This is a genomic window from Methyloceanibacter superfactus (assembly GCF_001723305.1).
GTDB lineage: Bacteria > Pseudomonadota > Alphaproteobacteria > Rhizobiales > Methyloligellaceae > Methyloceanibacter > Methyloceanibacter superfactus.
On record NZ_LPWF01000029.1, the window covers coordinates 36,419 to 63,224 of the forward strand.

Annotated in this window: 26 protein-coding genes and 2 pseudogenes; 13 read left to right on the forward strand and 15 right to left on the reverse strand. The window is 65.4% G+C overall.

The window, feature by feature from the left end; genetic code table 11:
- Positions 1 to 150: 150 nt before the first annotated feature.
- From mltG to fabD, 5 genes and pseudogenes are all read right to left on the reverse strand, one after another.
- Positions 151 to 1,257 carry an endolytic transglycosylase MltG gene (gene mltG, locus AUC69_RS11695; RefSeq protein ID WP_069442313.1) on the reverse strand — a complete coding sequence of 369 codons (1,107 nt, stop codon included), beginning with the start codon at positions 1,255 to 1,257 and terminating at the stop codon, positions 151 to 153.
- Positions 1,258 to 1,605: 348 nt separating this feature from the next.
- Positions 1,606 to 2,871 (reverse strand): beta-ketoacyl-ACP synthase II, encoded by a 1,266-nt coding sequence (fabF, locus tag AUC69_RS11700; RefSeq protein WP_069442314.1) that lies wholly within the window; start codon positions 2,869 to 2,871, stop codon positions 1,606 to 1,608.
- A 100-nt stretch (positions 2,872 to 2,971) separates the two neighbouring features.
- Complete coding sequence (locus AUC69_RS11705; protein ID WP_069442315.1) at positions 2,972 to 3,211, reverse strand: acyl carrier protein; 240 nt, start codon at positions 3,209 to 3,211, stop codon at positions 2,972 to 2,974.
- Between the two features lie 252 nt (positions 3,212 to 3,463).
- Positions 3,464 to 4,203 (reverse strand): annotated as a pseudogene (fabG, locus tag AUC69_RS11710) (3-oxoacyl-[acyl-carrier-protein] reductase).
- Between the two features lie 24 nt (positions 4,204 to 4,227).
- The gene (gene fabD / locus AUC69_RS11715; protein ID WP_244500232.1) at positions 4,228 to 5,166 is read right to left on the reverse strand and encodes an ACP S-malonyltransferase; all 939 of its coding nucleotides are present in this window, start codon (positions 5,164 to 5,166) and stop codon (positions 4,228 to 4,230) included.
- 174 nt (positions 5,167 to 5,340) lie between these two features.
- Between fabD and AUC69_RS11720 the strand changes: the two genes are divergently transcribed.
- From AUC69_RS11720 to AUC69_RS11775, 12 genes and pseudogenes are all read left to right on the forward strand, one after another.
- Entirely contained in the window at positions 5,341 to 5,826 is a 486-nt protein-coding gene (locus AUC69_RS11720) for a hypothetical protein (protein WP_069442316.1), read from the forward strand.
- Between the two features lie 219 nt (positions 5,827 to 6,045).
- Positions 6,046 to 6,525: a 30S ribosomal protein S6 gene (rpsF, locus tag AUC69_RS11725; RefSeq protein ID WP_069442317.1), complete on the forward strand. Its 480-nt coding sequence runs from the start codon at positions 6,046 to 6,048 to the stop codon at positions 6,523 to 6,525.
- Between the two features lie 5 nt (positions 6,526 to 6,530).
- The gene (gene rpsR / locus AUC69_RS11730; RefSeq protein ID WP_069442400.1) at positions 6,531 to 6,770 is read left to right on the forward strand and encodes a 30S ribosomal protein S18; all 240 of its coding nucleotides are present in this window, start codon (positions 6,531 to 6,533) and stop codon (positions 6,768 to 6,770) included.
- 107 nt (positions 6,771 to 6,877) lie between these two features.
- On the forward strand, positions 6,878 to 7,849 hold the full coding sequence (locus AUC69_RS11735) for a DUF2232 domain-containing protein (RefSeq protein WP_069442318.1): 972 nt from the start codon (positions 6,878 to 6,880) through the stop codon (positions 7,847 to 7,849).
- A 19-nt stretch (positions 7,850 to 7,868) separates the two neighbouring features.
- Positions 7,869 to 8,504, forward strand: coding sequence for a 50S ribosomal protein L9 (gene rplI / locus AUC69_RS11740; protein WP_069442319.1), 636 nt, complete (start codon positions 7,869 to 7,871; stop codon positions 8,502 to 8,504).
- Between the two features lie 309 nt (positions 8,505 to 8,813).
- Positions 8,814 to 9,884 carry an SAM-dependent methyltransferase gene (locus tag AUC69_RS11745; RefSeq protein ID WP_244500233.1) on the forward strand — a complete coding sequence of 357 codons (1,071 nt, stop codon included), beginning with the start codon at positions 8,814 to 8,816 and terminating at the stop codon, positions 9,882 to 9,884.
- 98 nt (positions 9,885 to 9,982) lie between these two features.
- The gene (locus AUC69_RS11750) at positions 9,983 to 11,467 is read left to right on the forward strand and encodes a replicative DNA helicase (RefSeq protein ID WP_069442320.1); all 1,485 of its coding nucleotides are present in this window, start codon (positions 9,983 to 9,985) and stop codon (positions 11,465 to 11,467) included.
- Positions 11,464 to 12,538: pseudogene (gene alr, locus AUC69_RS19405) on the forward strand (alanine racemase); the annotation flags it as partial. The gene AUC69_RS11750 and the pseudogene alr, both read left to right, overlap by 4 nt.
- Positions 12,539 to 12,541: 3 nt before the next feature.
- Entirely contained in the window at positions 12,542 to 14,011 is a 1,470-nt protein-coding gene (gene radA, locus AUC69_RS11760) for a DNA repair protein RadA (protein WP_342018586.1), read from the forward strand.
- 121 nt (positions 14,012 to 14,132) lie between these two features.
- Positions 14,133 to 14,696 (forward strand): CvpA family protein, encoded by a 564-nt coding sequence (locus tag AUC69_RS11765; protein ID WP_069442322.1) that lies wholly within the window; start codon positions 14,133 to 14,135, stop codon positions 14,694 to 14,696.
- A gap of 91 nt (positions 14,697 to 14,787) precedes the next feature.
- The gene (purF, locus tag AUC69_RS11770; protein ID WP_244500234.1) at positions 14,788 to 16,260 is read left to right on the forward strand and encodes an amidophosphoribosyltransferase; all 1,473 of its coding nucleotides are present in this window, start codon (positions 14,788 to 14,790) and stop codon (positions 16,258 to 16,260) included.
- On the forward strand, positions 16,257 to 16,967 hold the full coding sequence (locus AUC69_RS11775) for an SDR family NAD(P)-dependent oxidoreductase (protein WP_069442324.1): 711 nt from the start codon (positions 16,257 to 16,259) through the stop codon (positions 16,965 to 16,967). The genes purF and AUC69_RS11775 overlap by 4 nt, the downstream gene beginning before the upstream one ends.
- On the opposite strand, the gene AUC69_RS11780 is transcribed toward AUC69_RS11775, so the two are convergent.
- Both AUC69_RS11780 and AUC69_RS11785 read right to left on the reverse strand, forming a co-directional pair.
- Positions 16,964 to 17,770, reverse strand: coding sequence for an MBL fold metallo-hydrolase (locus tag AUC69_RS11780; protein ID WP_069442325.1), 807 nt, complete (start codon positions 17,768 to 17,770; stop codon positions 16,964 to 16,966). The genes AUC69_RS11775 and AUC69_RS11780 overlap by 4 nt on opposite strands.
- On the reverse strand, positions 17,767 to 18,573 hold the full coding sequence (locus AUC69_RS11785) for a TatD family hydrolase (protein ID WP_069442326.1): 807 nt from the start codon (positions 18,571 to 18,573) through the stop codon (positions 17,767 to 17,769). The genes AUC69_RS11780 and AUC69_RS11785 overlap by 4 nt, the downstream gene beginning before the upstream one ends.
- 146 nt (positions 18,574 to 18,719) lie before the next feature.
- Between AUC69_RS11785 and AUC69_RS11790 the strand changes: the two genes are divergently transcribed.
- Entirely contained in the window at positions 18,720 to 19,025 is a 306-nt protein-coding gene (locus AUC69_RS11790; protein ID WP_069442327.1) for a glutaredoxin family protein, read from the forward strand.
- Here the strand turns inward: AUC69_RS11790 and metG are convergent, their stop codons facing one another.
- The 8 genes from metG to AUC69_RS11825 form a co-directional block, all read right to left on the reverse strand.
- Positions 19,026 to 20,591 (reverse strand): methionine--tRNA ligase, encoded by a 1,566-nt coding sequence (gene metG, locus AUC69_RS11795; protein ID WP_069442401.1) that lies wholly within the window; start codon positions 20,589 to 20,591, stop codon positions 19,026 to 19,028.
- A gap of 54 nt (positions 20,592 to 20,645) precedes the next feature.
- Entirely contained in the window at positions 20,646 to 21,692 is a 1,047-nt protein-coding gene (locus AUC69_RS11800; RefSeq protein WP_158008103.1) for a DNA polymerase III subunit delta', read from the reverse strand.
- Positions 21,693 to 21,813: 121 nt separating this feature from the next.
- The gene (gene tmk, locus AUC69_RS11805) at positions 21,814 to 22,461 is read right to left on the reverse strand and encodes a dTMP kinase (RefSeq protein ID WP_069442329.1); all 648 of its coding nucleotides are present in this window, start codon (positions 22,459 to 22,461) and stop codon (positions 21,814 to 21,816) included.
- An 8-nt stretch (positions 22,462 to 22,469) separates the two neighbouring features.
- On the reverse strand, positions 22,470 to 23,648 hold the full coding sequence (locus tag AUC69_RS11810) for a D-alanyl-D-alanine carboxypeptidase family protein (protein ID WP_083239383.1): 1,179 nt from the start codon (positions 23,646 to 23,648) through the stop codon (positions 22,470 to 22,472).
- A gap of 127 nt (positions 23,649 to 23,775) precedes the next feature.
- Complete coding sequence (locus tag AUC69_RS17515; protein ID WP_069442330.1) at positions 23,776 to 24,081, reverse strand: SPOR domain-containing protein; 306 nt, start codon at positions 24,079 to 24,081, stop codon at positions 23,776 to 23,778.
- On the reverse strand, positions 24,078 to 24,413 hold the full coding sequence (locus AUC69_RS18640; protein ID WP_069442331.1) for a hypothetical protein: 336 nt from the start codon (positions 24,411 to 24,413) through the stop codon (positions 24,078 to 24,080). The genes AUC69_RS17515 and AUC69_RS18640 overlap by 4 nt, the downstream gene beginning before the upstream one ends.
- Entirely contained in the window at positions 24,326 to 24,547 is a 222-nt protein-coding gene (locus AUC69_RS18645) for a septal ring lytic transglycosylase RlpA family protein (protein WP_244500235.1), read from the reverse strand. Before AUC69_RS18645 ends, AUC69_RS18640 begins: the two co-directional genes overlap by 88 nt.
- Before the next feature lie 488 nt (positions 24,548 to 25,035).
- The gene (locus AUC69_RS11825; RefSeq protein WP_244500236.1) at positions 25,036 to 26,580 is read right to left on the reverse strand and encodes a bifunctional aminoglycoside phosphotransferase/ATP-binding protein; all 1,545 of its coding nucleotides are present in this window, start codon (positions 26,578 to 26,580) and stop codon (positions 25,036 to 25,038) included.
- Positions 26,581 to 26,806 lie beyond the last annotated feature (226 nt).

A 26,806-nucleotide genomic window follows, 5' to 3' on the forward strand; every position in this document is an offset into this window, starting at 1 on the left:
GCCAAGATTGAGATGAACAGGGTATGGACCAGGCCCGCCGGGCCCTAGCGCTGGGGATTGCGCTTCGGCAGCGGCACCGGACCCGCAGGCACGACGGCGGCGACCTCGCCCTCCGGAATGAGGCCCCCAAGCTCGTTGAGCTCGGCGGCTTCAGCCGCGGCTGCGGCCTCGGCGGCCTGCCGCGCGCCTGATCTCGCGCTCGATCTTGCGCCACTTGGCGACATTCCTGTTGTGCTCGGCAAGGGTCGCGGAAAACACATGCCCGCCGGTGCCGTCGGCCACGAAATAGAGATCCTTGGTCTTGGCCGGCTTCAGCACGGCCTCGATGGCGGCGCGGCCCGGATTGGCGATGGGCGTCGGCGGCAGGCCATCGATCTTATAGGTGTTGTACGGGTTCTCCCGCTCGAGATCCGACTGGGTGATGGGATGGTCGCGGATCCCGCCGAACAGGCCGTAGATGATGGTCGGGTCCGACTGCAGCCGCATGCGCTTCCTGAGACGGTTATGGAACACGCTGGCGATATGGGGCCGCTCCTCGGCCTTGCCCGTCTCCTTCTCCACGATCGACGCGAGAATGACGGCTTCTTCCGGCGTACTTACCATGATGTCGGGGTCGCGCTCCTCCCACATCTTGGCAACGAACTTCGACTGGGCGTGCTGCATCCGCTGCACGATCTCCTTGCGCGTATCCTTGCTGCCGAAGCTGTATGTGTCCGGCAACAACGACCCCTCGGCGGGAACCTCCGGCGCCTCGCCGTTGAGTTCGGGATGGGCGGCCAGACGTTTCACGATTTGCGCACTGGTCCAGCCTTCCGGCAGGGTCACGCGGTACTGAATGGACTTGCCTTCGACCAGCGTGTCGAGCACCTGGCGCATGGTCGCGTGCTTGTCGAACTGATACTCGCCGGCCTTCAGGGTGCCTTCCCCTTTCAAATACATGAAATAGAGGATGCTGGTCATGAAGATGCGCCGGTCGGCGATGATGCCGTCGCGCTCGAGCCGCTCGGCGATCGCCGTCGCGCCCTCGCCCTTGGGCACCACCAGAACCGTGGACACCGGTAGCGGCCCCGGCCGGTCGAATTCCACGCGCACGAAATAGAACACCGCCGCGGCCATGCAGGCCATGATGAAAACGAAGTTGAGAAGACCGTCCAGCATGCCGAGGAAGGGATGGGAATCGTCTTCCGGCAGTTCCCGCTCCGGCGGCTCGGGCGGACGTTGCGGCTGTAGGGCTTCGGTCGGGCTTCGTGGGAGCACGTTCGGGGCGTGACGGCCCGCGCCCGGGTGGCCCCCAACCGGGCGGCCGGCAACTTGCGGACCTGGATGGCCTGGGTGGCCCGGAGCTTGATGACCTGGGGCTTGATGACCTGGAGCTTGATTGCCTGGAGCCGGATGCCCTGGTGCCGGGCGTCCCGCCAACGGACGGCCTGCGCCATGGCCGCCCATGGGGCCGCCGGGGTTACCTGCCTTGGGGGGAATGTCCCTGGTCAAACGTCAACCCCGATGTCATGGCTCATACGCGCGCGCAGTGCGAATAGCGGTTATTCACTTTGCGTCGAAATATGGCCAAAGGGAGGTTCGCTTGGCAAGCCAAACGGCGCACGATCAAGCGGCGTATCGGCGCATGATCAGCGATGCGTTGGTGCCGCCGAACCCGAATGAGTTGGACAGCACCGTATCGATGGTCCGGCGGCGCGCCTGATGCGGCACCAGATCGATGGCCGTCGCCACGGACGGATTGTCCAGATTGAGCGTCGGCGGCGCCAAGTTGTCGCGAATCGCCAGCGCCGAGAAGATCGCTTCGATCGCGCCGGCCGCGCCAAGCAGATGTCCCGTCGCCGACTTGGTCGAGGACATGGAGACCTTGCCGGCGGCATTGCCGAACAGCCGCTCCACGGCCGCAAGCTCGATCTCGTCGCCCATGGGCGTCGAGGTGCCGTGCGCGTTGATGTAGTCGATATCGGCCGGATCGATCCCGGCGCGCTTCACCGCGGCGGTCATGCAGCGGAACGCGCCATCGCCGTCCTCGGCCGGTGCGGTGATGTGGAAGGCATCGCCCGACAGACCGTAGCCGATGATCTCGGCATAGATCTTGGCGCCTCTGGCCTTGGCGTGCTCGAGCTCCTCGACCACGACCACGCCCGCGCCCTCGCCCATGACGAAGCCGTCCCGGTCCCGGTCGTAAGGCCGCGACGCGCGCTGCGGCTCGTCGTTGAAATTTGTGGACAGCGCCCGGCATGCGGCAAAGCCGGCAATGGCCAATCGGCAGACCGGCGATTCCGAGCCGCCAGCGAGCATCACGTCCGCATCGCCGAAGGCCACGAGCCGCGACGCATCGCCGATGGCATGCGCCCCCGTGGAGCAGGCCGTGACCACCGCGTGATTTGGGCCTTTCAGCCCATGCTCGATGGAGACATAGCCGGATGCGAGATTGATGAGACGGCCGGGAATGAAAAACGGACTCACACGCCGCGGCCCCTTTTCGGCAAACAGCAGAGACGTCTTCTCGATGCCTTGGAGGCCGCCGATGCCGGAGCCGATCAACACGCCCGTGCGGATCTGGTCCTCATAGGCCGTCGGCTTCCATCCCGCATCGGTCAACGCCTGCGTGGCGGCGCCCATGGCATAGATGATGAAGTCGTCGACCTTCCGCTGCTCCTTATGCTCCATCCAATCGTTGGGATTGAACGTGCCGTCCGCTGCCGTCCCCGCGTGGAACCTGGCAGGCGATCTGGCAGGAGAGATCTGAGACGTCGAAGTCTCGACGCGCCGTGCCGCGTTCTCGCCCGCGGTCAGGCGCTGCCATACGGTCTCGTGGCCGCAACCGAGCGGCGAGACAAGACCCAAGCCTGTGATGACGACACGTCGCATCGCGCCTTCCCGTGACCCTTACGAGAATCAGTTGTCGAGCCGTTAGGGGCTTCGTTTGTCACGACGTGCGGACGGCGTGATGCGCCCGCGCGAAGTCGCGTCAAGCGGCTGTATTCTTCTCCAGGAATTTGACCGCATCGCCGACGGTGAGAATGGTCTCTGCCGCATCGTCGGGGATTTCGCAGCCGAACTCCTCCTCGAACGCCATCACCAACTCGACAGTGTCGAGGCTGTCAGCTCCAAGGTCGTCGATGAAGCTCGCATTCTCGGTGACCTTGTCGGCCTCCACACCAAGATGCTCCACCACGATCTTCTTTACGCGCTCCGAGATATCGCTCATGTCCTCGTCACCGTCCCTTACTTTTAAGTCCTTAGGCCTCGTGTGTACCCCCGAGCTGCGGCTCCTGGCCTAACACACCCCCGAGCGGTAAGTTAGGAGGGTTGATCGCGGTGGGATTGGCCTTTGTCAAGCCCCCACTGAGCGGCCGTTTGGGTAGCATACTATATGAGACTTTGCCAGACGCCCTCACCTAGGAAAACAACCTGCCAGCTTTGCTGAAAGTGTTGCTCCAACCCCTTGTGCAACAAGCACTTAAACCATCACCATGCCGCCGTTCACGTGCATCGTCTCGCCCGTGACATAGGCCGCCTCGTCGCTGGCGAAAAAAACCACCGCCGCAGCGATATCCTCGGGCTTGCCGAAGGTCTGCGTCGGAATGGCGGCGGCAATAGCCTCCACTTGCTTCGGCGTCAAGGCATCGGTCATCGGGGTCGAGATGAACCCAGGCGCAATGCAGTTGGCCGTAACCCCCCGGCTCGCCACTTCCCGGGCGAGAGATTTGGTCATGCCCACGAGGCCGGCCTTGGATGCGGCATAGTTGGCCTGTCCCGGGTTGCCGAGCACGCCGGAGATGGAGGCGATGTTGACGATGCGCCCGGCGCGCCGCCGCATCATGCCGCGCAAGATGCCGCGGGTGAGCACGAATACCGATGTCAGGTTGACGTTGATGACGTCGTCCCACTCCTCGTCTTTCATGCGCATGAAGAGATTGTCGTGGGTGATGCCGGCATTGTTGACGAGGATGTCGACTTGACCGAGCACCTTCTCCGCCGCCTCCGGAAGCTGCGCCACCGCGGGGCGGTCGCGCAGATCGCAAGGCAGCACGAAGACGCGGTCGCCGAGCTCTGTGGCGAGCGCCTCGAGCTTCTCCGCTCGTGTGCCGGAGATCGCCACCGTCGCGCCTTGCCCATGCAGCGCCTTGGTCCATCGCGCCGCCGATGCCCACCGGTCGCGCCGGTGACGAGGGCGCCCTTCCCTTTAAGGTCGAACATGTGAAGCTCTCCTTTCCTGAGGCGCTAGCTCTGTAGCGCCGCCGCAGCGGCCTCGAGCTCTTCGGGCGTTCCGACACTGCGTGCCTCGATGCCGTCGAAGCGCCTGGCAATTCCGGTCAGCACCCGTCCGGCGCCGACCTCGTAGACCGTATTCACGCCGTTGCCGGCAAGATAGGTCATGGTCTCGCGCCATCTCACCATGCCGGTCACCTGCTCGACGAGGCGGGCTCTGATCGCCTCGGGATCGGAGATCGGCTCGGCCAGCACATTGGCGATGAGCGGCACGGCGCGCCTTGATCTCGACGCCGGCCAGCGCCTCGCGCATGGCGTCGGCGGCCGGCTGCAGGCGCAATGGAACGGCGCGCTCACCGGCAAGAGCACCGCGCGCCGCGCACCGTATTTCGGCGCCAGCGTCACGGCGCGCTCGATCGCGGTCCGGGCACCGGAGATCACCACCTGGCCCGGCGCGTTGTCGTTGGCCGCCTCGCACACCTCGCCCTCGCTCGCCGCTTTGGCGAGCTCCTGAGCCTGAGCGAGGTCGACGCCGAGCAGTGCCGCCATGGCACCCTCGCCCACGGGCACGGCCGCTTGCATGGCGCGCCCGCGGATCTTCAGGAGCCGGGCCGTGTCGGCCAAGCTCAAGGCCCCGGCGGCGGCAAGAGCCGAATACTCGCCCAGCGAATGGCCTGCGACATAGGCGACGCGGCCTTCAAGCGGTACGCCCTTGGTCTCTCTCAAGACCCGCATGGCCGCCAGCGACACCGCCATCAGCGCGGGCTGGGCATTCTCCGTCAGCGTCAGCTCCGCCTCGGGGCCGTCCCACATCAGCTGGGAGAGGTCCTGCCCAAGCGCCTCGTTCACCTCGGAAAACACGGCTTGGGCGGCAGGAAATGCCTTGGCCAGCTCGGCCCCCATGCCGACGGCTTGGCTTCCTTGGCCCGGAAAGATGAAAGCAATGGTCATGTGGAAGGTTTTCGGCGTTGACAGAAGGAGGCCAAAGACACTGTTTCAATCTTGCCTGTCAAGCCGGGCCGGCGCGCGGGCCCACGCGGCGGCAGGATAACATGCGGGCGCAACTCTAAGCCCTGGAACGGCGTTTAGATTTCGAGCCCACCACAACCTCAAGCGGAGATACGTATGAAAAGCCCGATCGCTATCGGCGCCTTGATCGCCTGCACCAGCGTTTTCACGACTTTGCCCCTTCTGGCGGCGGAGACCCGGTCCTGGCCATGGAAGGACACCGCACCCGTCGATCCGGCCCTGGCGCTTCTGCAAAAGGTCGATTCTCTCAAGGCCGCGATCACCGATCTGACGCCGCCAAGTCTGAGTATTTCGGTTGATGCGATGGCTCCAACACCCGGATTTACCGAGCTAAAATTGACCCCACGTCTCGGCGATCCGAACGATCTGATCTTCGCCTTCGATGTCAGGGGGCGCCCGCCGCAGGACCTGACCACCCAGATCGAGACGCCGGTCACCATCGATGTCGCCTATCAGGATGCGCCGCTCGCCTCGGTCGGCATCGTCGAGGTCTATGCGAAGGACAACTGCAAGGCCTTCTCTCTGAAGGACAAGACCGAGGTGGAATGCAGCATGAACCCTGGCTCGCAACAGGCTCCCTAGGGCCGCGCGAAGTCCTTGCAAAGCCAGCGCGAAACTCTATAAAGCGCCCACCAGCAATCGCTCCGGTCGGAGGCTGAACGGAGGACCGCTATTCCAGCGGTAAGGCTTGAAACGCCGCCCTCCCGTGTCTCCGCTCTCAAGGGCTTTCTCTTGGGCCTTTCCTTCTAAAGCGCCCATGTGAGGCTTCGCGCCGGAGCAAAGAAGAAGGAAAGGCACTTCATGCCTCTCTACGAGCACGTGTTCTTGGCGCGCCAAGACATTTCGCAGCAGCAGGTCGAAGGTCTGCTGCAGACCTTCCGCACACTCCTTGAGGAGAAGGGCGGTAAGGTCGGCAAGACCGAATATTGGGGGCTCAAGTCCCTCACCTATCGCATCAAGAAGAACCGCAAAGCCCACTACACGCTCATGGACATCGACGCGCCTCACGAGGCCGTCGCCGAGATGGAGCGCCAGATGGGTCTGTCGACCGACATCATCCGTTTCATGACCGTCAAGGTCAAAGAGCATGAGGCCGGGCCGTCGGCGATGATGCGCCGCTCGGACCGTGACGACCGCGGTGATCGCGGCGATCGTGGTGATCGCGGCGACCGGGGCGATCGCGACGGCCGCCGTGGCGGCAGGCGCGACCGTGACCATAGCCCCCGCGAGTCGCGCGGCGAGTCGTCCGACAACGAGACCAGCGGCGAGGAGACATCATAATGAGCATGACCCAAAGCCAGGCCCGCCGCCCATTCTACCGCCGGCGCAAGACCTGCCCGTTCTCCGGAGATAAAGCTCCGAAGATCGACTACAAGGATGTGAAGCTGCTTCTGCGCTATGTTTCCGAGCGCGGTAAGATGGTGCCGAGCCGCATCACCGCGGTGTCGGCCAAGAAGCAGCGCGAGCTCGCACGCGCCATTAAGCGCGCGCGCTTCCTCGGCCTGCTGCCCTATCTCATCCAGTAGGGACGATCCGAGCCTGACGGCTCGCGGATAGACGTGTGACAGAAAGTTGGGGTGGGCTCCGGCCCTCCCCTAACCGCTCTGACGAGAGAGCCGGGACAGCGAAACCGATGCCGACACATCTGATCATTGGCGCAGGCGCAGGCCTGGTTGCAGCGGCGCTCTTCGCGTCCGCCGCCACCGCGGCCGCGCTCGCCGGCATCCTCTTCTATCTTTCGCCACTTCCGCTCTGCCTCGCCGGTCTCGGCTGGGGCCGTTCCCCCGTCCTGCTCGCAGGGCTGACTGGAACCGTCGTCATTGCCGCGAGCCTCGGCGCAGGCACGGCGGCGGCCTTCGTACTGACCATCGCCGCGCCCATCGCCGTGCTCGTGCATCTGCTGCTTCTGTCCAGGCCGGCAGGCCCCGACGCGCCCGCGGGCGCCATGGAATGGTACCCCCCTGGCCGGCTCGTGGGCTGGGCCGCGCTGATCGCGGGGCTTCTCGCGGGCCTCCTCGTGCTTCTCCTCGGCTACGACCAGGAGAGCTACCAGCAGTCGATCCGCGAGATCCTCGACCACAGCGCGCTCAAGGAGCTCGACCGCGACGGCACCATCTTCACCAAGGAGACGGTCGAAGGGCTCTCGGTGGTCCTCGCCAAGGCGCTGCCGGCGGCCTTCGCCATCGTCTGGCTCACCATCGTGCTGTTCAACCTGTGGCTCGGCGGCGTCATTGTCGCCGCGTCCGGACGCAGCTTGCGTCCCTGGCCGAACCTCCAAGACCTCGAACTGCCCAACGTGTTCGTCGCGGTCTTCGCCGTCGCCATCCTGGCGTCCTTCATCCCCGGCATCCTCGGTCTTCTCGCCACCGGCCTCGCCGGCGCGATGCTGTTTGCCTATGTGCTGCAGGGTCTGGCGGTCATTCATGTCTACAGCCGCGGCAGCCCCTTCCGCATTCTTCTGCTCACGGTGGTCTATCTCGGAATTCTGCTTCTGGGCTGGGTCGCCGTTCTCGTCGCCATTCTCGGACTGGGCGAGCCGTTGTTCGGCTTGCGCGCGCGTAGCGTCCAAGGCGGCCAGCCTCCAAACGACAACAAACCCGACTGACAACGAAGGAGTATTGATCATGCAAGTCATTCTGCTCGAGCGCATTGGACGGCTCGGTCAAATGGGCGACCTCGTCAACGTCAAGGACGGCTTCGCCCGCAACTATCTGCTGCCGCAAGGCAAGGCCCTCCGCGCGACGGAGGCCAACCGCAAGCGCTTCGAGAGCGAGCGGGCCCAGTTGGAGGCACGCGACCTCGAGCTCAAGAGCGAGGCCGAAGGCGTCGCCGGCAAGCTCGATGGCGAGAGCTTCGTCGTCATCCGCCAGGCGGGCGACAACGGCCAGCTTTACGGTTCGGTCTCGACCCGGGACATCGCCGCCGCCGTGACCGAGGGCGGCTTCTCCGTCGAGCGCCGGCAGGTGCTTCTCGACCGTCCGATCAAGGCTCTCGGCCTGCACGAGGTGCGTATCTCGCTCCACGGTGAGGTGGAGCCGGTCGTTGTCGTCAATGTCGCCCGGTCCGCCGAGGAGGCCACGCGCCAAGCCCGCGGTGAGGATGTCACCAAGACCCTGACCGAGGAGGAAGAGGACGCCGAAGAAGCCCGGATCGCCGCTGAGAAGCTGTTCGAGGAGGGGCCGACCCCCGAGGAGGGAGAGGTCGAAGAGGACGGCGAGGCCGCCGCGGAGACGGACGCCGGCGAAGACGCCGCCTCCTAGGATAAGCATTTGGAAACGCAAGGCAGGACGGGATGTTGTCTCGCCGCCTTGCGCTTCCTATTATGTCTATAGGCTCAACGATCGATGGAGCCGCAGGCCATGACTCGGCGCGCGTGACACTATGTTTCGCCCGCTCCGGCATCTTCTCGAGCGGACCGTAACGACCGGTCATCTGAGACTGGTCGATGCGGATGGGTGCGCCCATGGCTTTGGCGATCACAGTGGCCCTCCAGTGGCGGCCCGGATCGCTGACAAGCGGACCGAATGGCGGCTTGCCCTCAATCCGCCGCTGGCTTTCGGCAGAGCTACATGGACGGCCGTCTCGTTCTCGAGCAGGGCACGATCTACGACCTTCTCGAAATCCTGCTGACAAATATCGCCCGGGAACGTTGGCCGCGTTGGCTGGCGGCCATCGACCACCTGTCCTTCGTCACCAGGCGCCTGAAGCACATCAATCCCATCGGCCGCGCCAAGCGCAACGTGGCCCATCACTACGACATCGACGGGGCGCTCTACGATCTCTTCCTCGATGACGATCACCAATATTCCTGCGCCTATTTCGAGCATGAAGGCATGTCGCTCGAAGCGGCCCAAGAGGCCAAGAAGCGGCATCTGGCGGCGAAGCTCGATCTCCGCGACGGCACGCGCGTGCTGGACATCGGCTGCGGCTGGGGCGGGCTCGCGCTCTATCTCGCCAAGACGGCCCATGTCGATGTCACCGGCATCACCTTGAGCGAGGAGCAACTCAAAATCGCCCGCGCCCGCGCCCGCGCCGAAGGGCTGTCCAAGGCCGTGAATTTCGAGCTGTGCGACTACCGCGAGCTCGACGGCCGGTTCGACCGCATCGTCTCGGTCGGCATGTTCGAGCATGTCGGCACGGCGCATTACCGCAACTTCTTCCAGCGGATTCACCGCCTCCTTGCCGATGACGGCGTGGCGCTCGTTCACTCCATCGGACGCTTCGACGGACCGGCGGAGACCAATCCCTTCATCGCCAAGTATATTTTCCCAGGCGGCTATATCCCGGCCTTGAGCGAGGTCCTGCCGGCCATCGAACGCCAGGGCCTGCTCACGACCGACGTGGAGGTGCTGAGGCTTCATTACGCCATGACGCTGCGTCACTGGCGCCAGCGCTTCCGCAGCGCCTGGCATAGCGCGGCGGAGCGATCCGGCGAACGCTTCTGCCGGATGTGGGAGATGTATCTCGCAAGCGCTGAGGCGGGTTTCCGCTATCAGAACCTCATGGTCTTCCAGCTTCAATTGACGAAGAACCAGGAGGCGGTGCCCCTCACCCGCGATTACTTGCACGATAATGAGCGTGAGCTGCGTGCCCGGGATAGCCAGCACACCGCCCGGCGTAAGCGCCGCGCCGGCCGCTAGGCGCGCCACACGACTTACCTTGTGGGTTTGACCACGATCTCCCCGATGTTCACAGACCTGACATCTACCAGGCCGGACTCTTTTCGGTACTGTGGGGTATGAGCAATGCAGCGATTCTCCCGAGGCCCGTCCCGGAAACCCCCGTCTTCCGCGAGGCTCCGCATAACCTGGAAGCTGAGCAAGCCCTGCTCGGCGCCATCCTCGTCAACAACGAGGCCGTGGACCGAGTCTCGAGCTTCCTCAAGCCACAGCATTTCTTCGATCCGCTCCACGGGCGCATCTTCGAGACAGCCGCCAAGCTGATCATGGGCGGCAAACGCGCCACGCCGATCACGCTCAAGACCTATTTCCAGAACGACGAGCCCGTGGGCGAGCTTTCCGTCCCGCAATATCTCGGGCGCCTGGCCGCCAACGCCACGACCATCATCAACGCCGAGGACTACGGCCGCACCGTCTACGACCTCGCCGTGCGCCGCCAGCTCATCGACATCGGCGAAGCGATGGTCAACACGGCTTACGATTCGCCCATCGACGCGCCGCCCGCGACCCAGATCGAAGGCGCCGAGCAGCAGCTTTACGAGCTGGCGGAGACCGGGAAATACGGCACCGGCTTCGAGCCGTTTTCCTCGGCGCTCACCGACGCCATCGACATGGCGGCTAATGCCTATCGCCGGGACGGCGGTCTCTCGGGGCTCGCCACCGGCTTCTCCGATCTTGACCAGCGCATGGGCGGCTTGCAGGCCTCCGACCTCATCATCATCGCCGGCCGCCCCTCCATGGGGAAGACGGCGCTCGCCACGAACATCGCTTATCACGTGGCCAAGGCCTATAAGTCCGATCCCGATAGCGACAAGCCGCTCGACGGCGCCGTGGTGGGCTTCTTCTCGCTCGAAATGTCGGCGGAGCAGCTCGCCACCCGCATCATCGCCGAGCAGTCCTACATTCCCTCGGAGCGCATCCGCCGCGGTCGCATCGATTCCGACGAGTTCGACCGCATCGTCGAGGTCTCCCAGGAGCTCCAGAACCTGCCGTTGTTCATCGACCAGACCGGCGGCATCAGCGTCGCCCAGCTCGCCGCCCGGGCCCGGCGCCTGAAGCGTCAGCGGGGCTTAGGCTTCGTGATCGTCGACTATCTCCAGCTTCTGTCGGGCTCCTCCCGGCGCGCCCAGGAGGGCCGCGTCCAGGAGGTCACGGAGATCACCACCGGCCTCAAGGCCCTTGCCAAGGAGCTGCAAGTGCCCATCCTGGCCCTCTCCCAGCTCTCCCGCCAAGTCGAGAACCGGGAGGACAAGCGGCCGCAACTGGCGGATTTGCGTGAATCGGGCTCCATCGAGCAGGATGCCGATGTGGTAATGTTCGTGTTTCGCGAGGAATATTATCTCGAGCGTAGCCAGCCCCGCGAGAACACCGAAGAGCACAGACAGTGGCAAATGGACATGGAGGCGGTCACCGGCAAGGCCGACGTGATCATCGGCAAGCAGCGCCACGGCCCGACCGGCACGGTGACGCTGCAGTTCACGCCGGAGTTCACCCGGTTCTCCAATCTCGCGGCGTCGCAACGCCTGCCGGAGCGGATGGAGTGACGGGCGAAAGCCCGCGCGACGTCACGCAGCACGAGCACCACGCGGACACCGAAGAGACCGCCGTCCTCACCATCGATCTCGGTGCGCTCGCCGCCAACTATCGGCATCTGCGCAAGCTGGCCGCGCCCGCCGAATGCGCTGCCGTGGTCAAGGCCGACGCCTATGGGCTTGGCATGGCGCAAGCCGCCCCGGCCCTGTGGCAGGCCGGCTGCAAGACATTCTTCGTGGCCACCCTTGGCGAGGCCGAGGATTTGCGCGCGCTGCTCCCCGAGGCCGCCATCTATGTGTTCGCCGGGCTCATGCCCGACACGGCGGATGCCTTCCGCGCCGCACGGGTCATCCCCGTGCTGAACAGCGCCGACGAGATCCGGGAATGGGCCGCCTACTGCGCCGGCATCGGCGAGACGCTTCCTTGCGCCATCCACATCGATAGCGGCATGAACCGTCTCGGCCTGTCGGAGGCGGAGGTCGACGCCGTCGCCGGCGCGGCCGATCTGTGGTCGGCCCTATCCCTATCCCTGGTGATGAGCCACCTCGCCTGCGCCGACGATCCCGCCCACGGCAAGAACGCCGCGCAACGCCATCGCTTCCGATAGCTTGCGAGCCCGCCTGCCCAAAGCACTGACGAGCCTCGCCGCCTCCGCCGGCGTGCTGCTTGGTTCGGACTATGCCTATGACATGGTCCGCCCCGGCATCGCGCTCTATGGCGGGCACCCGCGGCGGCGTGGCGACAACCCGTTTCAGGGCGTGGTGCATCTCAAGGGCCGCATCCTCCAGGTGCGCGACGTGCCCTCGGGCGAGACCGTGGGCTATGGCGCCACGCGCACGCTCCAACGCCCCTCGCGGGTCGCCGTGGTCTCCGTCGGATATGCGGACGGCATCTTCCGCACCCTCTCCACCAGTGACGGCGAGGAGGGTCTCGTCGTCTATCTCGGCCCCCACGCCGCCCCCATCCTCGGCCGCGTCTCCATGGACCTCATCACCGTGGACGTGACCGGCTTGCCCGAAAGCCACGCCCGGCGCGGCGCATGGGTGGAACTCATCGGACCCAATGTCAGCGCGCACACCGTCGCCATGCACGCCGGCACCATCGACTACGAGATCCTCACCAATCTCGGCCGGCGCGCCCGTGCGGCGCTATATCGGCGGATAGGAACGCAACGCCCCATGGCCAAAATTTCCAAAGCGTATGTGTGCCAGTCCTGCGGCGCGTCGACCGCGCGCTGGTCCGGCAAATGCCCCACCTGCGGCGAATGGAACTCGATGATCGAGGAGGCGGCCACCGCCACCGCCTCGCCCGCACTCGTGTCCATCAAAGGCGGCAAGGGACGCTTGGCCGCCTTCGAGACCCTGGCCGCGGAGACCGTGGACGCGCCACGGCATCGGACCGGCAATCGCGCTCGATCGCGTGCTAGGGGGCGGGCTGGTGCCCGGCTCCGCCGTGCTGGTCGGCGCGACCCCGGCATCGGCAAGTCGACACTCCTTCTCCAGGCCGCCGCCGAGCTCGCCCAGGACGGCGCCCGTGTCGTCTATCTCTCGGGCGAGGAGGCCACTGCCCAGGTACGCATGCGCGCGGCGCGTCTCGGCCTCAGCGGGGCCCCCGTCGCGCTCGGCACCGAGACCAATATCGCCAGCATCATCGCCACGCTCGGCAGCGCCCCGGCCCCGGCCTTGGTGATCATCGACTCGGTGCAGACCTTGTGGTCGGAGGGCATCGACACGGCGCCCGGCACCATCTCGCAATTGCGCGGCTGCGCCTCGGCGCTCATCAGCTACGCCAAGACGAGCGGTTCGACGGTGGTGCTCGTCGGTCACGTCACCAAGGACGGCCAGATCGCCGGTCCCAAGGTCATCGAGCACATGGTCGATACGGTCCTCTATTTCGAGAGCCTGAGCGGCCATCAATTCCGCATCTTGCGCGCGGTGAAGAACCGCTTCGGGCCCACCGACGAGATCGGCGTGTTCGAGATGCGTCTGGAGGGGCTGAAGGAGGTGGAGAATCCCTCCGCCCTGTTCCTCAACGACGCCGACCGCGGCTCGCCAGGAACCGCCGTGCTCGCCGGCATGGAGGGCACGCGGCCGATCCTCGTGGAGATCCAGGCGCTGGTGGCGCCGTCCTCGCTCGGCACGCCGCGCCGCGCCGTGGTCGGTTGGGACCCTAGCCGCTTGTCGATGCTGCTCGCCGTTCTCGAGGCGCGTTGCGGGGTGCGGCTCGGCAGCCACGACGTTTATCTCACGTCGCCGGGGGCTTTGCGCCTGACCGAGCCCGCCGCCGACCTCGCCGCCGCCGCGGCCCTGCTCTCGTCCTTCGCCGGACGCCCGGCACCCGAGGACACGGTCTATTTCGGCGAGGTGAGCCTGACCGGGGCCGTGCGCGCCGTCGGTCATACCGACCAGAGGCTGAAAGAGGCGGCCAAGCTCGGCTTTGCCCGCGCCATCGTGCCCACCACCGTCGCCGGAGACGGCATGACGGAGGGCATCGCCCTCAACCCCGTCGCCCAGCTGGACGAGCTGGTCGCCTGGTTCGCATTGCCGCCCAACTAGAGGCATTCCTGCGACATTGCGCGGGCAAACCGCTTCGATCATTGCCCGCCGGGGCCATTTGTGCTTCATCCCGGGGAATCGTGATAGTGTTTAACGACCTGCCCCGAGGGAACGACGCGACATGCCAATTTCCTGGCTCGACATCATTTTGATCGTCATCATGCTCATCTCGGGCTTCTTGGCGATGGTTCGCGGATTCACCCGCGAAGTCCTCTCGATCTTCTCCTGGGCCATGGCCGCTGTCGCGGCGCTGTATTTCACCCCCCGTTATTCCGATGTCCTGGCGCCCTACATCGATAATCCGAGCGTCGCTCAGATCGTCTTCGCCGCCGGCGTCTTCATCGTTACCCTCATCATCGTGAGCCTGATCACCTTCCGCATCTCCGACAAGGTGCTGGATAGCCGGGTCGCGCCCTCGACCGGACCCTTGGCTTCGTTTTTGGCCTGGCGCGGGGATTTCCTTCTCGTCGCCATCGTCTTCATCCTGTTCACCGCGCTTGCCCGCGACCAGCCGGAATGGGTCCGCAACGCGCGCTCCTACCCCCTTCTTCAGCGGACGCAGGTGGCCATCGAGTCCCTGTTGCCGATGAATCCCGAGCAGTACCTCCCCGGGAAGGACGAAAACGAGCCCGAAGGGGAAGCCCCTGGGGAAAGCGCGCCGGCCCAGCCGGACCAGCCGTTGTAAGCGCGCGCGTAACGTTAAAGAGTCCCGGACGAGTTGCGTGGCATTGAAGCCCTTGCCAGGGCGCCTATTTATTGAGAGGAGGCCCATGCCCGTGACTGACGAAGCTGAGGCACACGAACCCGACTTGACCTGGCTCGAGGAAGACCGGCTGCACGAGGAGTGTGGCGTCTTCGGGATCTTCAACCATCCCGACGCCGCCGCCCTGACCGCGCTCGGCCTGCACGCGCTTCAGCACCGTGGCCAGGAGGCCGCCGGGATCGTCAGCTTCGACGGCGAGCATTTTCACACGGAGCGCCGCCTCGGGCTCGTTGGCGACCATTTCACCTCCCGCCCGGTGATCGACCGCCTCGGAGGCGACATGGCCGTGGGCCATGTCCGCTATTCCACCTGCGGCGACGCGGTGATGCGCAACGTTCAGCCCCTGTTCGTCGATCTCGAATCCGGCGGTTTCTCCCTCTGCCACAACGGCAATCTCACCAACGCGCTCACCTTGCGCGAATCCCTCATCAAGAAGGGCGCCATCTGTCAGTCCACCACCGACACCGAAGTGATCCTTCACCTCGTGGCGCGCAGCGAGAAACGCCTTTTCGTCGAGAAATACATCGAGGCGCTGCTTCAGGTCGAAGCGGCTATGCCCTGGTGGGCACCAACAAGAAACTCGTCGGCCCGCGATCCGTATGGCATCCGTCCGCTGGTCCTCGGCCGGCTGGGTGAGGCCTGGGTGCTGGCGTCGGAGACCTGTGCGCTCGACATCATCGGCGCGGAATTCGTGCGCGAGGTGGAGAACGGCGAGGTAGTGGTCGCCACCCGCGACGGTCTCGAGAGCCATCGCTTCGTGCCCAAGTACCCCGCGCGGCTCTGCATCTTCGAATATATCTACTTCGCTCGCCCCGACTCCATCATCGGCGGCCGCTCCGTCTACGACGTGCGCAAGGAAATGGGCCGGCAATTGGCGCGCGAGGCGCCCGCCAATGGCGACATGGTCGTTCCCATTCCCGATAGCGGCGTGCCCGCGGCCATCGGCTACGCACAAGAATCCGGCCTGCCCTTCGAGTTCGGCATCATTCGAAACCACTATGTGGGCCGGACCTTCATCGAGCCCGAGCAGCGCATTCGCCAGCTCGGCGTGAAGCTGAAGCACAGCGCCAACGAGCTGCAGGTCAAGGGCAAGAGCATCGTGCTCATCGACGACAGCGTCGTGCGCGGCACCACCTCGGTGAAGATCGTGCAGATGATGCGCGAGGCCGGCGCCAAGGAGGTGCATATGCGCATCTCGAGCCCGCCGATCACCCATCCCGATTTCTACGGCATCGACACGCCAGACCAGGACAAGCTGCTCGCCGCCCATCGCACGCTCGAAGAAATGCGCGCCTTCATCGGCGCCGATTCCCTCGCCTTCATCTCCGTCGACGGCATCTACAAGGCGATGGGCTATGAGAGCCGCGACGACGACCATCCCCAATTCACCGACCACTGCTTCACCGGCGAATATCCGACCCGCCTGCGCGACCGCGAAGGCCCGCCCCAGCAGAAGCAGCTTTCCTTCCTCGCCGAGGTCGGTTGAGCGCCCAACGCCTGAAAGACCGCATCGCGCTGATCACCGGGGCCTCGCGCGGCATCGGCCGCGCCACCGCGCTTCATTTCGCTCGCGAGGGCGCCCATGTGCTGCTGCTCGCGCGCAAGAAGAAGTCCCTCGAGCCCGTCGACGACGAGATCAAGGCGGCGGGCGGCACGGCCTCCCTCATCCCGCTCGACCTCGCCGACGGCAAGAAGATCGATCCACTCGGGCCTGCCCTCTATGAACGCTTTGGCCGGCTCGACGTGCTGGTTGGCAACGCCGCCATCCTCGGCGGCTTGCGCCCGCTGACGCATATCTCGTCGGAGACCTGGGACCGCGTAATGGCCATCAACGTCACCGCCAATTGGCGCCTGATCCGCACCCTCGATCCCTTGCTCCGCCGGTCCGAGGCAGGCCGCGCGATCTTCGTCACCTCGTCCAACGTGGCCTATTCCGGCCGCGCCTATTGGGCACCCTACTCGGTCTCCAAGGCGGCGCTGGAGACCCTCGCCAAGACTTACGCCCACGAGACCGCCGACAGCCCCATCAAGGTGAATATCGTCGATCCCAGCGCCACGGCCACCGGCATGCGCGCCGAGGCCTATCCCGGCGAGGATCAGGCAACATTGCAGACATCCGAGGAGGTGGCGGAGGTGATCGTCCGGCTGGCGCTTCCCAGCACCAAGCAGACGGGACAGATCGTCAAGGCCTAGGGACGGCAGGGCTGCGTCAGCACCATGCCGTCATAGGCGGGCTCGACGCCTTGCGGCAACTGCTCCGACAGCGCCGCGTAATCGAGATCCACATGCATATGGGTGAGCACGGCATGTTTCGGCTTGAGCCGCTCGATCCATGAAAGCGCCTGCTCCACCGAGAAATGACTCGGATGCACGGTGTAGCGCAGCGCATCCACGATCCACACATCGAGGGCCTCGAGATACGGTAGCGATTCCTCCGGCAGATCGCTCACATCGGGCGAATAGGCGAGATCGCCAAAACGGAAGCCGAGCGTCTCCCCACTTCCATGGCTCTGGCGAAACGGCAGGACCTTGATCACCCCGCCCGGCCCCTCGATGGGGATCATCTGCCCCGGATGGATCTCATGGCCGCTCAGCACCGCCGGATATTCGCTGCCCGGCGGGGTCGTGAAGCAATAGTCGAAGCGCATGCGGAGATAGCGGCTGGTCGTCTCGTCGAAATAGACGTCGACGCGCCGCTTGCCGTTATAGGCGACCATGCGCAGGTCATCGATGCCGTGCGCATGATCGGCATGGTCATGGGTGTAGAGCACGCCATCGAGCAGGCCGACGTTGGCATCGATGAGCTGCTCACGCAGGTCGGGCGGCGTGTCCACCAGCACCCGCGTGATGCCGTCGGGGCCCTCCTGCTCGACGAGAAGTGCGCAACGCCGCCGCCGGTTCTTTGGATTGCCCGGGTCGCACGCGCCCCACTCATTGCCGATACGGGGCACGCCGCCGGAGGTTCCGCAGCCGAGGATGGTGACTTTCAGGCTCATGCGGCGCTTGAAGGCGCTTCCGCCGCCGGCCGCGGGACCTTCTTGAATAAGCGGAAGAAATTCTCCGTGGTGAGGCGCCCCATCTCGGTCTCGTTGACGCCGCGCAGCTCCGCCAGCCGCGCCGCGGTGCGGACCACGAAAGACGGCTCGTTGGTCTGGCCGCGATAGGGCTCCGGCGCCAGATAAGGCGCGTCCGTCTCCACCAGCAGCCGGTCGTAAGGCAGCGCCAGCGCGATATCGCGCAGCTCATTCGCCTTCTTGAAGGTGACCACGCCGGAGAAGGAGACATAGCCGCCGAGCGCCAGACCGCGATGGGCGAGGTCCGCGCCGCTGGTGAAGCAATGCAGCACGAACGGAAAGGCCCCCTCCGCCGTCTCCTCCTCGAGGATCCGGGCCACATCGGCGTCCGCCTCGCGCGCATGGATGACGAGCGGCAGGCCCGTCTCCCTCGCGGCGGCGATATGGGTGCGAAAGCTCTTCTTCTGGATGTCGCGCGGGCTGTGATCGTAGTGATAATCGAGACCCGCCTCGCCGATGGCCACGACCTTTGGGTGACGTGAGATCTCGACCAACTCATCGACCGTGATGTCCGGCTCCTCCGCCGCGTTATGGGGATGCGTGCCGATCGAGCAATAGACGTTGTCATGGGCCTCGACGATGGCCTTCAGCTCGTGGAAGCGCGCGACCCGCGTCGAGATGGTCACCATCAGTCCGACGCCGGCTTCGCGCGCCCGCGCCAGCACGGCATCGAGCTCGGCGTTCAGCTCGGGAAAATCAAGATGGCAATGGCTGTCTACGATCATCACGGAAAGTTGGAATACCCAGTTTGTTCATGCTGCTATGCTGCGGGGTGGCACATGATCTCTCAAGCCCTGTATGTGCAGCATATAGGCCGGGGAGACAATATCCGCCACCAGTCGGATGAACGTGGTGACCAAACGGTAGGCCAATGACTCGCTTCACCTTCATGGCCGCGATTGCGGCCGCGCTGCTCTGTCTTGCCGCCGCGCCCGCCGATGCCGGGTGCAACAAGAGCGTCGTCCTCTACAACGCATCCTGGTGCCCCTATTGCCAGGAGGTCAGGGCCATTCTTTGGCGCAACCATATTCGGTATATCACTCTGGATGCGACCACGCCGAAAGTCCGCGCGTCCATGATCAGGCAGTTCGGGGACGCGGCCGTCCCACGCACGCTCGTCGGCGGCGTCCTGGTCGAAGGCGTCGACGAAGAGCGGATCAAGCAACTCTGCCGCTGACTACGACGCCGCGACCTCATTGTCCGACTCTAGGTGACGGGGAAAGACTGCACTCGGCGCCGGCAGCGCCGTACCGGGCGTGAGCCGCCCTTTCGGTCCAAGATGGGAGAAGTCGCGCGAGTCCGAGGCAACGCCGAGCAAGTCGAGCAGCTTGGCGCCGCTCTCCGGCATCACCGCCTGCACCAGAATGGCGATCTGGCGGGTCACTTCCGCCGTGACGTAAAGAATGGTGCCCATGCGCTCAGGGTTCGTCTTCTTGTGCGCCCAAGGCTCCTCGCCGGCGAAATAGCGGTTGGTGTCGGCGATCAACGCCCACACGGCTTCCAGCGCCCGGTGGATGGCGAAGGCATCGATAGCCTCCTCCACGGGCGGCAGCACACCGTCCGCCGCGGCCAGGATCCTCTCGTCGGCATCGGCGAGCGCGCCCGGCGTAGGAATCTGGCCGCCGCAATTCTTGGCAATCATCGACAAGGAGCGCTGGGCGAGATTGCCGAGATCGTTGGCGAGGTCCGCGTTGATGCGGTTGACGATGGCCTCGCGGCTGTAATTGCCGTCCTGGCCGAACGGCACCTCACGCAGCAGGAAATAGCGGATCTGATCGACGCCATAGGCGTCGGCGAGCGCGAAAGGATCGACCACGTTGCCGATCGACTTCGACATCTTCTCCCCGCGATTATAGAGGAAGCCGTGGCCGAACACTTGGCGCGGCAGGGCCACGCCCGCCGACATCAGGAAGGCCGGCCAATAGACGGTGTGAAAGCGGATGATGTCCTTGCCGATGATATGGGCGTCGGCCGGCCAGTATTTCTTGAAGCTCTCGGCCTCCTCGTCGGGAAAGCCCACGCCGGTGATGTAGTTGGTCAGCGCATCTACCCACACATACATGATGTGCTTGGGATCGCCCGGCACCGGCACGCCCCAATCGAATGTGGTGCGCGACACGGACAGATCCTGCAAGCCGCCGCGCACGAAGCTCTTCACCTCGTTCGCCCGGGTCTCGGGGCCGATGAATTCCGGGTGCGCCTCGTAATGGGCGAGCAGCCGGTCCTGGAAGGCCGATAGGCGGAAGAAATAGCTCTCCTCCTCGACCCATTCGACCGGCGTGCCTTGCGGCGACAGCTTGGTTCCGTCGGCGGCGTCCTTCAGCTCGCTCTCGTCGTAATAGGCCTCGTCGCGCACCGAATACCAGCCGGCATATTTGCCGAGATAGATGTCGCCGGCCTCTTGCATGCGCCGCCACAACTCTTGCGTCGAGCGCGTGTGCCGCGGCTCGCGCGTGGTGATGAAGTCGTCGTTGGAGCAGTTGAGCACGCGCACCATGTCGCGGAATTTGGGCGTGTTGCGGTCGGCGAGCTCCGCCGCGGTAATCCCTTGGGCCCGCGCCGTCTGGAGCATCTTGATGCCATGCTCGTCGGTGCCGGTCAGGAAATAGACATCCAGACCCTGCAACCGCCGGAACCGGGCGAGCGCGTCCGTGGCGACCGCCTCGTAGGCATGGCCGATATGGGGCGCATCGTTCGGATAAGAGATGGCGGTGGTGATGTAATAGGGCCGCTTTTCAGCCATGGCGAGAGACATAGCCTCGGGCGCGGTCACGGGCAAGCATGCTCGAACATCGCCCTAAACAGGGTGCTCACGCACGAGTTGCTGCAACCGGAACCACGTGTCCAGCAGCAACAGGCTGCGGTCCAGATTGAGCGCGAAGGCCTCGGCCCTGGCTTCCGACAGGCCCTCCCAGGCCTTCGCCCACTCGGCGAGATTTCGCTTTGAAACGAGACGCTTGGCGAGCTTCCTCTCCCCCTCCAAGGCCCCCTCGCCCGTGGCGGCGCTGCGGATCAGCCGCTCCATCAGGCCGAGCAGCAGAGATAGATAAAGCTCTAGCCGCTCCGTGTCGCCGGCGCCCGCGAGCTTCTCGACCTGCTTGTGCAAGCGCCCGCCGTCGAGCTCGGGCAGCCCGTCGAAGGTCGCCATGATGTCCTTGTAGAGGCCGATGCCCTCGCCCGAGACGAGCTCGAGCGCGCGGCGCACGCTGCCTTGACTGAGGGCGATCGCCAGCTTGAGCGTCTTGTCGTCGGCGGCGTGGCCGTCGCGCTCAAGCGCCGCGGCAACCGGCGCGCTGCAAATCCTCCGTGGCGAGCGCCGGCACGCGCAGCGTGCGCGCCCGCGACCGGATGTGACCGGCAGACGCCCCTCCGCGCTCGAGATCAGCAGGAACAAGGTCTGCGGCGGCGGCTCCTCGAGCGCCTTGAGCAGCGCGTTGGCCGCGTTTTGATTGAGCTCGTCCGCCCGGTCGACGATCACGACCCGCCAGCCGCCCTCACCCGCGGTGTTGCCGAGAAACGCGCGCAAGCGCCGCACCTCGTCGACGCCGATCCATTGCGAGTAGCGCTTCGTCTTCTCGATCCACGAGCGGCGGATGAGGAGGAGATTGGGATGCTGAAGGCCGGCGACTTTGCGGAACACCGGATGCTCCGCATGAACCTCGCCGGCGGCGTCCCCGCCCTCGCCATGCGCCAGCACCGCGCGCGCGACATGATAAGCCAGCGTCGCCTTGCCGACGCCCTCGGGCCCCACCAGCAGCCAGGCGTGATGCATGCGTCCGCTACGCAAGGCGCCGGCGAATTCGGCGAGCGCCTCGTCGTGACCGAACACGCCGGTCCACTTCACGACGGCTCCGCGAACCCCACCCAGCCGGTCGGGCTCCGCGACCGCGCACGGGCGCGGTCGGCGACGGCGCTCATGGTGTCACGCGGCGCATGGCGTCACGCCGCTCATCTGTTCAAGCCGCTCATGGATTCAAACGATGCAGCACCGCTTCCCACACATCCTCGGCCACCATGGCCTCGGGCTGGCTCGCATCGACCACGACGCAACGCCCCGGCTCCTCCTCGGCGATGTCGAGAAACGCCCGGCGGACTCGCTCATGCAGCATGAGCTCCTGTCCCTCGAAGCGGTCGGGTTCGGCGCCTCGGCGCGCTCCTGCGCCGCGCCCGCCTCCGTCCTCGGCTGGGAGATCGAGAATGAAGGTGATGTCCGGCGACACAGCGCCGACGGTCAGCCGCTCGAGCGCGCTGATGAGACCGCGCGGAACACCCGCTGTCACGCCCTGGATAGCGCGCGTGGAATCGATGAAGCGGTCGCACACGACCCAGCGGCCCTGCTGCAGCGCGTCCTTGATCGCGTAGTCGATGTGATCGGCGCGCGCCACGGAGAACAGGATCGCCTCCGCCAACGGCCCGAATTGTCGGACCTGCCCCGAAAGCAGCGCCTCGCGGATTTCCTCGGCCGCCGGCGACCCGCCCGGCTCGCGCGTGGCGAACACCGGCCGTCCGGCGCGCGACAGCCGGTTGGCGAGGATGCCGGCTTGGGTGGATTTGCCCGAGCCCTCTCCGCCTTCGAAGGTGATGAACCTGCCGATTTCAACGCCGTGCTGCATGGGAGCGACTATAGGAGCCAGCCAAAGGCCAGGACGAGCAACGAGTCGATGCCGCGCATGGCGAAGTTGCTCTGGCCGATATCCTCACCGGCATAAAGCGGAATTTCATTCGTGGCCGTGGATTCAGCCGCGCTCACCCGAAGTGTCGCCACCTGATCGCCTTTGCGGATCGGCGCCTTGAGCGGCCCGTCATAGAGGATCGACGCCGACACGGCGCCGGTCGAGGTGACCGGGAGAATGAGATCGATCTCGCCGTCGCCGACCAGCGGCACGTAATGCTTCTCGCCGCCCCAGACCAGCGCGTCGCTCACCTTCTCGTCCGCGCCAAACAGCCTGAAGGGTTTGAAACTCTTGAAGCCCCATTCCAGAAGCCGGCGCGCTTCCGACTGCCGGTCATTTTTCGACTCCAGACCGCTGACCACGAGGATCAAGCGCTGATCGCCGCGCACGGCGCTCGCCACCAGCCCATAGCCGGATTCTTTGAGATAGCCGGTCTTCAAGCCGTCGACGCCAATGTCGGCCCACACCAGCGGATTGCGGTTGCGGAACGTGAACTTGTCCCGATACCGGAACTCCTTCTGGCCGAAATAGTGATAATACTCCGGGTAGGTATCGATGAGATGCTTGGCCAGCGTCGCCAGGTCGCGCGCTGACATCATATGGCCCTCCGCTGGCAAGCCATTCGAATTCGCAAAGGTCGACTGGGTGAGCCCGAGCTCCTTGGCGTAATCGTTCATCATCTTGACGAAGCCGGCCTCCGTGCCGCCAATACCTTCAGCCAGAATGATGCAGGCATCGTTGCCGGACTGCACGGTGACGCCTTGAATGAGATCGTTGACGGTGATGGGATCGCCAAGCGGGGCGAACATTGCCGCGGTGCCGGAAGGCGCCCCGCCGGTCCGCCACGCATTCTCGGAGACGACGAACGTATCGTCGAGCTTGATCCGGCCCTCTTTGAGCTGACGGAACACCACGGCGAGCGTCATGAGCTTGCTCATGCTCGCCGGCACGAACTGCGCGTCCGCGTCCTTCTCGAAGAGCGCGAGATTGGCGCCGGAATCCAAGATAATGGCATGCGTCGCCTTGGTCTCGAAGGCGTCCGTCGCCTGGAGGCGGCGCCCACGGCACCGGCTATGCCGCCGACGCCAAAGGCGAGAACGGCACCGGCCAAGATGATGTTCATCAATCTACGCGGAGCGCACACGGGCAAATCGGTTCGAATAGAGCTGGGGTCAAACGCCGCCATCGGCTGCGGCAGCCTTTAACCACTATCGAACGCCCGCGCCGAAAAATCAACCGGCACAGGCGCAAGGCTCAGTTTCGCATGACGATTTTGGCGCCGTGATAGCCGGCTCGGGCCACTTTGGGCAGCGCCGCCGCGGCCGCCATTTCATCGCTGAAAGGCCCCACACGGACCCGGAAATACACCTCTCCGCCGACGTCGATCTCGGACACGTCGACCGGCCCGATGGCCGCGAGCGTGGTCCGCGCCCGCTCGGCATTGTCCCGGTTCCTGAAGGAGCCCGCCTGAATCGCCGGACCGCCTGACGACGCCACAAGGCGCGGCCGCGCCGGAACCAGGGGCGCGATCGAGCCGGTCGATTCCGGCGAGGCCTTCACCGCGCCGGCCAGCCGAGCGCCGCCACATCGTCCCGCGTCTCGCGGGGCGTCGGCAGCGCCGCCGTCTCGACCGGCCGCGTTACTCGTTGCGGAAGCGGCGGCGATGTTCCGGGGAGACTGGCCGTGGCGATCGGGTCTTGCGCAACTCCTGTCGTGCGTGGAGCGGCGGCCGGCTTGTCGACGGCGGCATATTGGCCCAAGCCCCGGCTTGCGAGGATCTTGCGTTCATAGCTGTCGTCGCCGTTCAGCGGCGCGCGGCGCAGATACTGGACCCGAACATTGGCCGTGCCGTTGCGACGGAAGCCGAGCGCATCCGCCGAGCGCCGCGACAAATCGATGATCCGGTCATTGGCGAACGGCCCCCGGTCGTGACCCGCACCACGATGGATCGATTGTTCGCGAGATTGGTGACTTGCACATAGACCGGCAAAGGCAGCGTCGGATGCGCCGCGGACAGCCGGTCCATGTCGTAGATTTCGCCATTCGCCGTGCGGCGGCCGTGGAACAGCTCGCCATACCAGGCGCCCGGCCCACCCGGTTGTAGCTCGGCTCCTCGCGCGGACGGTACCAGACGCCGGCCACTTGATAGGGCTCGCCCACCATGTAGCGCCCACCGCCCTTCGGCACCGGCTGGCCGAGCGGAACGACGCGCTCGCCGAGGCTCGCGCTCTTGTCGCGGCCGCAAGCCGCGATTGCCAATGTCAGACTTGCAACGAGAACGGCGGACAACGCCACGCGCGCCGGCGCGCGCACGCCCACGAAATACTTACACCCGCCCGCACCATGTGCCGGCGTGAGCTGACCCACCCCACGCAACGTTCCCGACCCCCGGAAGGGATACTTAAAGGATGCGCCGGAGGAACCTCGAACGCAAAACCAAGCGGGTTCCTCCTTTAGCGCACACGCACTGTCGGCCACAGCGCGTTAGCAAAGGGTGAACGTTGCGCGCGGGCGTCAGACTTTTGCGGCGATGCGCGCCAAGCAAGCCGCCGCGACCGTATCGACGTCGCCGCTCGCATCGATGCGATCGAAATCGACCACACCGAGATCGTAGGCCGCTTGCGCATCGACCACCGAGGGCGTCGCATCGGAGACATCGCCGCGCCGGTCGGCGACCCGCCCGCGCATTACGTCCAGCGGCGCCTCCAGCCACAGTCCGGTGAAGTCCGCACCATGAGCCGCCGCGAGCGCCGCCACCGCATCCCGCTCCTCAGGCTTCGCATGGACCGCATCGACGATCACCGACCGTCCGGCGGAGAGCGCCCAGCCGGCGCGCTTGCGGCACATGGCGTAGACCTGCGGCGACACGCTCGCCTCATAGGCGCGTTGCGGCAGCCGCGAGTCGGGCGCCACGCCGAACAAGCGCTTGCGCTCCACGTCGCTGCGCACATGCACCGCGCCTGGGAACGCGCCGATGTCGGCCGCAATGGCCCGGGCCACGGCGGATTTACCGCTGCCCGACAACCCGCCAATGGCCGACGAGCTGGGCGGCGCGCCGGCCGCGAGGAAGCCGCGGGCAAGATCGAAATAGGCACGGGCATCGTCGCGTATCTGCGCCGCGGTGCCCGCCTCCGCCGCGTCCGCGCGCAATAGCTCGACCTTGGCGCGGATCATCGCCCGCAGCGACAAGAAGAACGGCAGCGCCGCGAGCCCCAGGAGGTTTCCCGAGCTGTCGCCGCCATCGAGATAGGCGTTGAGGACAGCATTGGCGTGGGGCCGAAGCCCGCGCTTGCCGAGATCCATCAGCAGAAAGGCGAGGTCGTAGAGGACATCGATGGTGGCGAGACTATCGTCGAACTCAAGCGCGTCGAACAGCACCGGCCGGCCATCGATCTCCACGATGTTGCGCAAATGGAGATCCCCGTGGCAGTGGCGCACATAGCCGTCCTGCGCCCGCTCCCGCAGCGTGCCGATCAAGGCCAAGAATGTCTCGCGGGTCCGGCGCGCCAAGTCTTGCGCCGCCTCCGTCCCAAATACGTCCGACCGTTCGGCCAAGACCGTCTCATGATCGGCGACGACGCCGCGCAGCGGCCGCACGGCTTGATCGGCGGTCAGATCCCGATCCGCCGCCGCGTGCAAGGCGGCGATCGCCGTCGCCAGGTCCCCCATGGCCTCGACCGGCAAGCGACCCCGTTCGGCCAAGCGGTCAAACAGGCCGTCTTGATCGAATCGGCGCATCACCAGCACCCATTCCACCACCGTCCCGGCGCCACGAAGCTGTAAACCGCCGTCCGGCTGGGCGGTTACCGGTACGACCTCAAGATAGAGCTGAGGCGCGGTGCGGGTATTGAGGCGGAGCTCGTTGACGCAGGCCGCATGGCGCTTCTCCAAAGTCGAAAAGTCGAGAAAGGGGTATTTGACGGCCCGTTTCACCTTATAGGCGAAGTCCCCGGCCAAGAAGACGAAGGAGGCGTGGGTCTCGATACAATCGACGGTTGCGGGCTCAAGGCTGTACGCCGCCGCCCCACCCAGGAAATTCAACACCTTTTTCTGTTGCAAACTCTGCGTCCCCCTTACGTTAACCATAGCATGACAATCCCGTGCCCCCAGAGACACAGAGGCCTTGAAAACACTCGTAAAACGCGAGGGCCCACTTGCCGCCAAAGGGTTAACTAGCTAACGTTTTTTGCGCGTGGGCGGATTTTGCGGGATCAACCGCAACGCTCCTCGGAAAGGCCGAGCGGAATATGAGGGTATGGGGAAAACTGGCAATCGCCATCGCGGT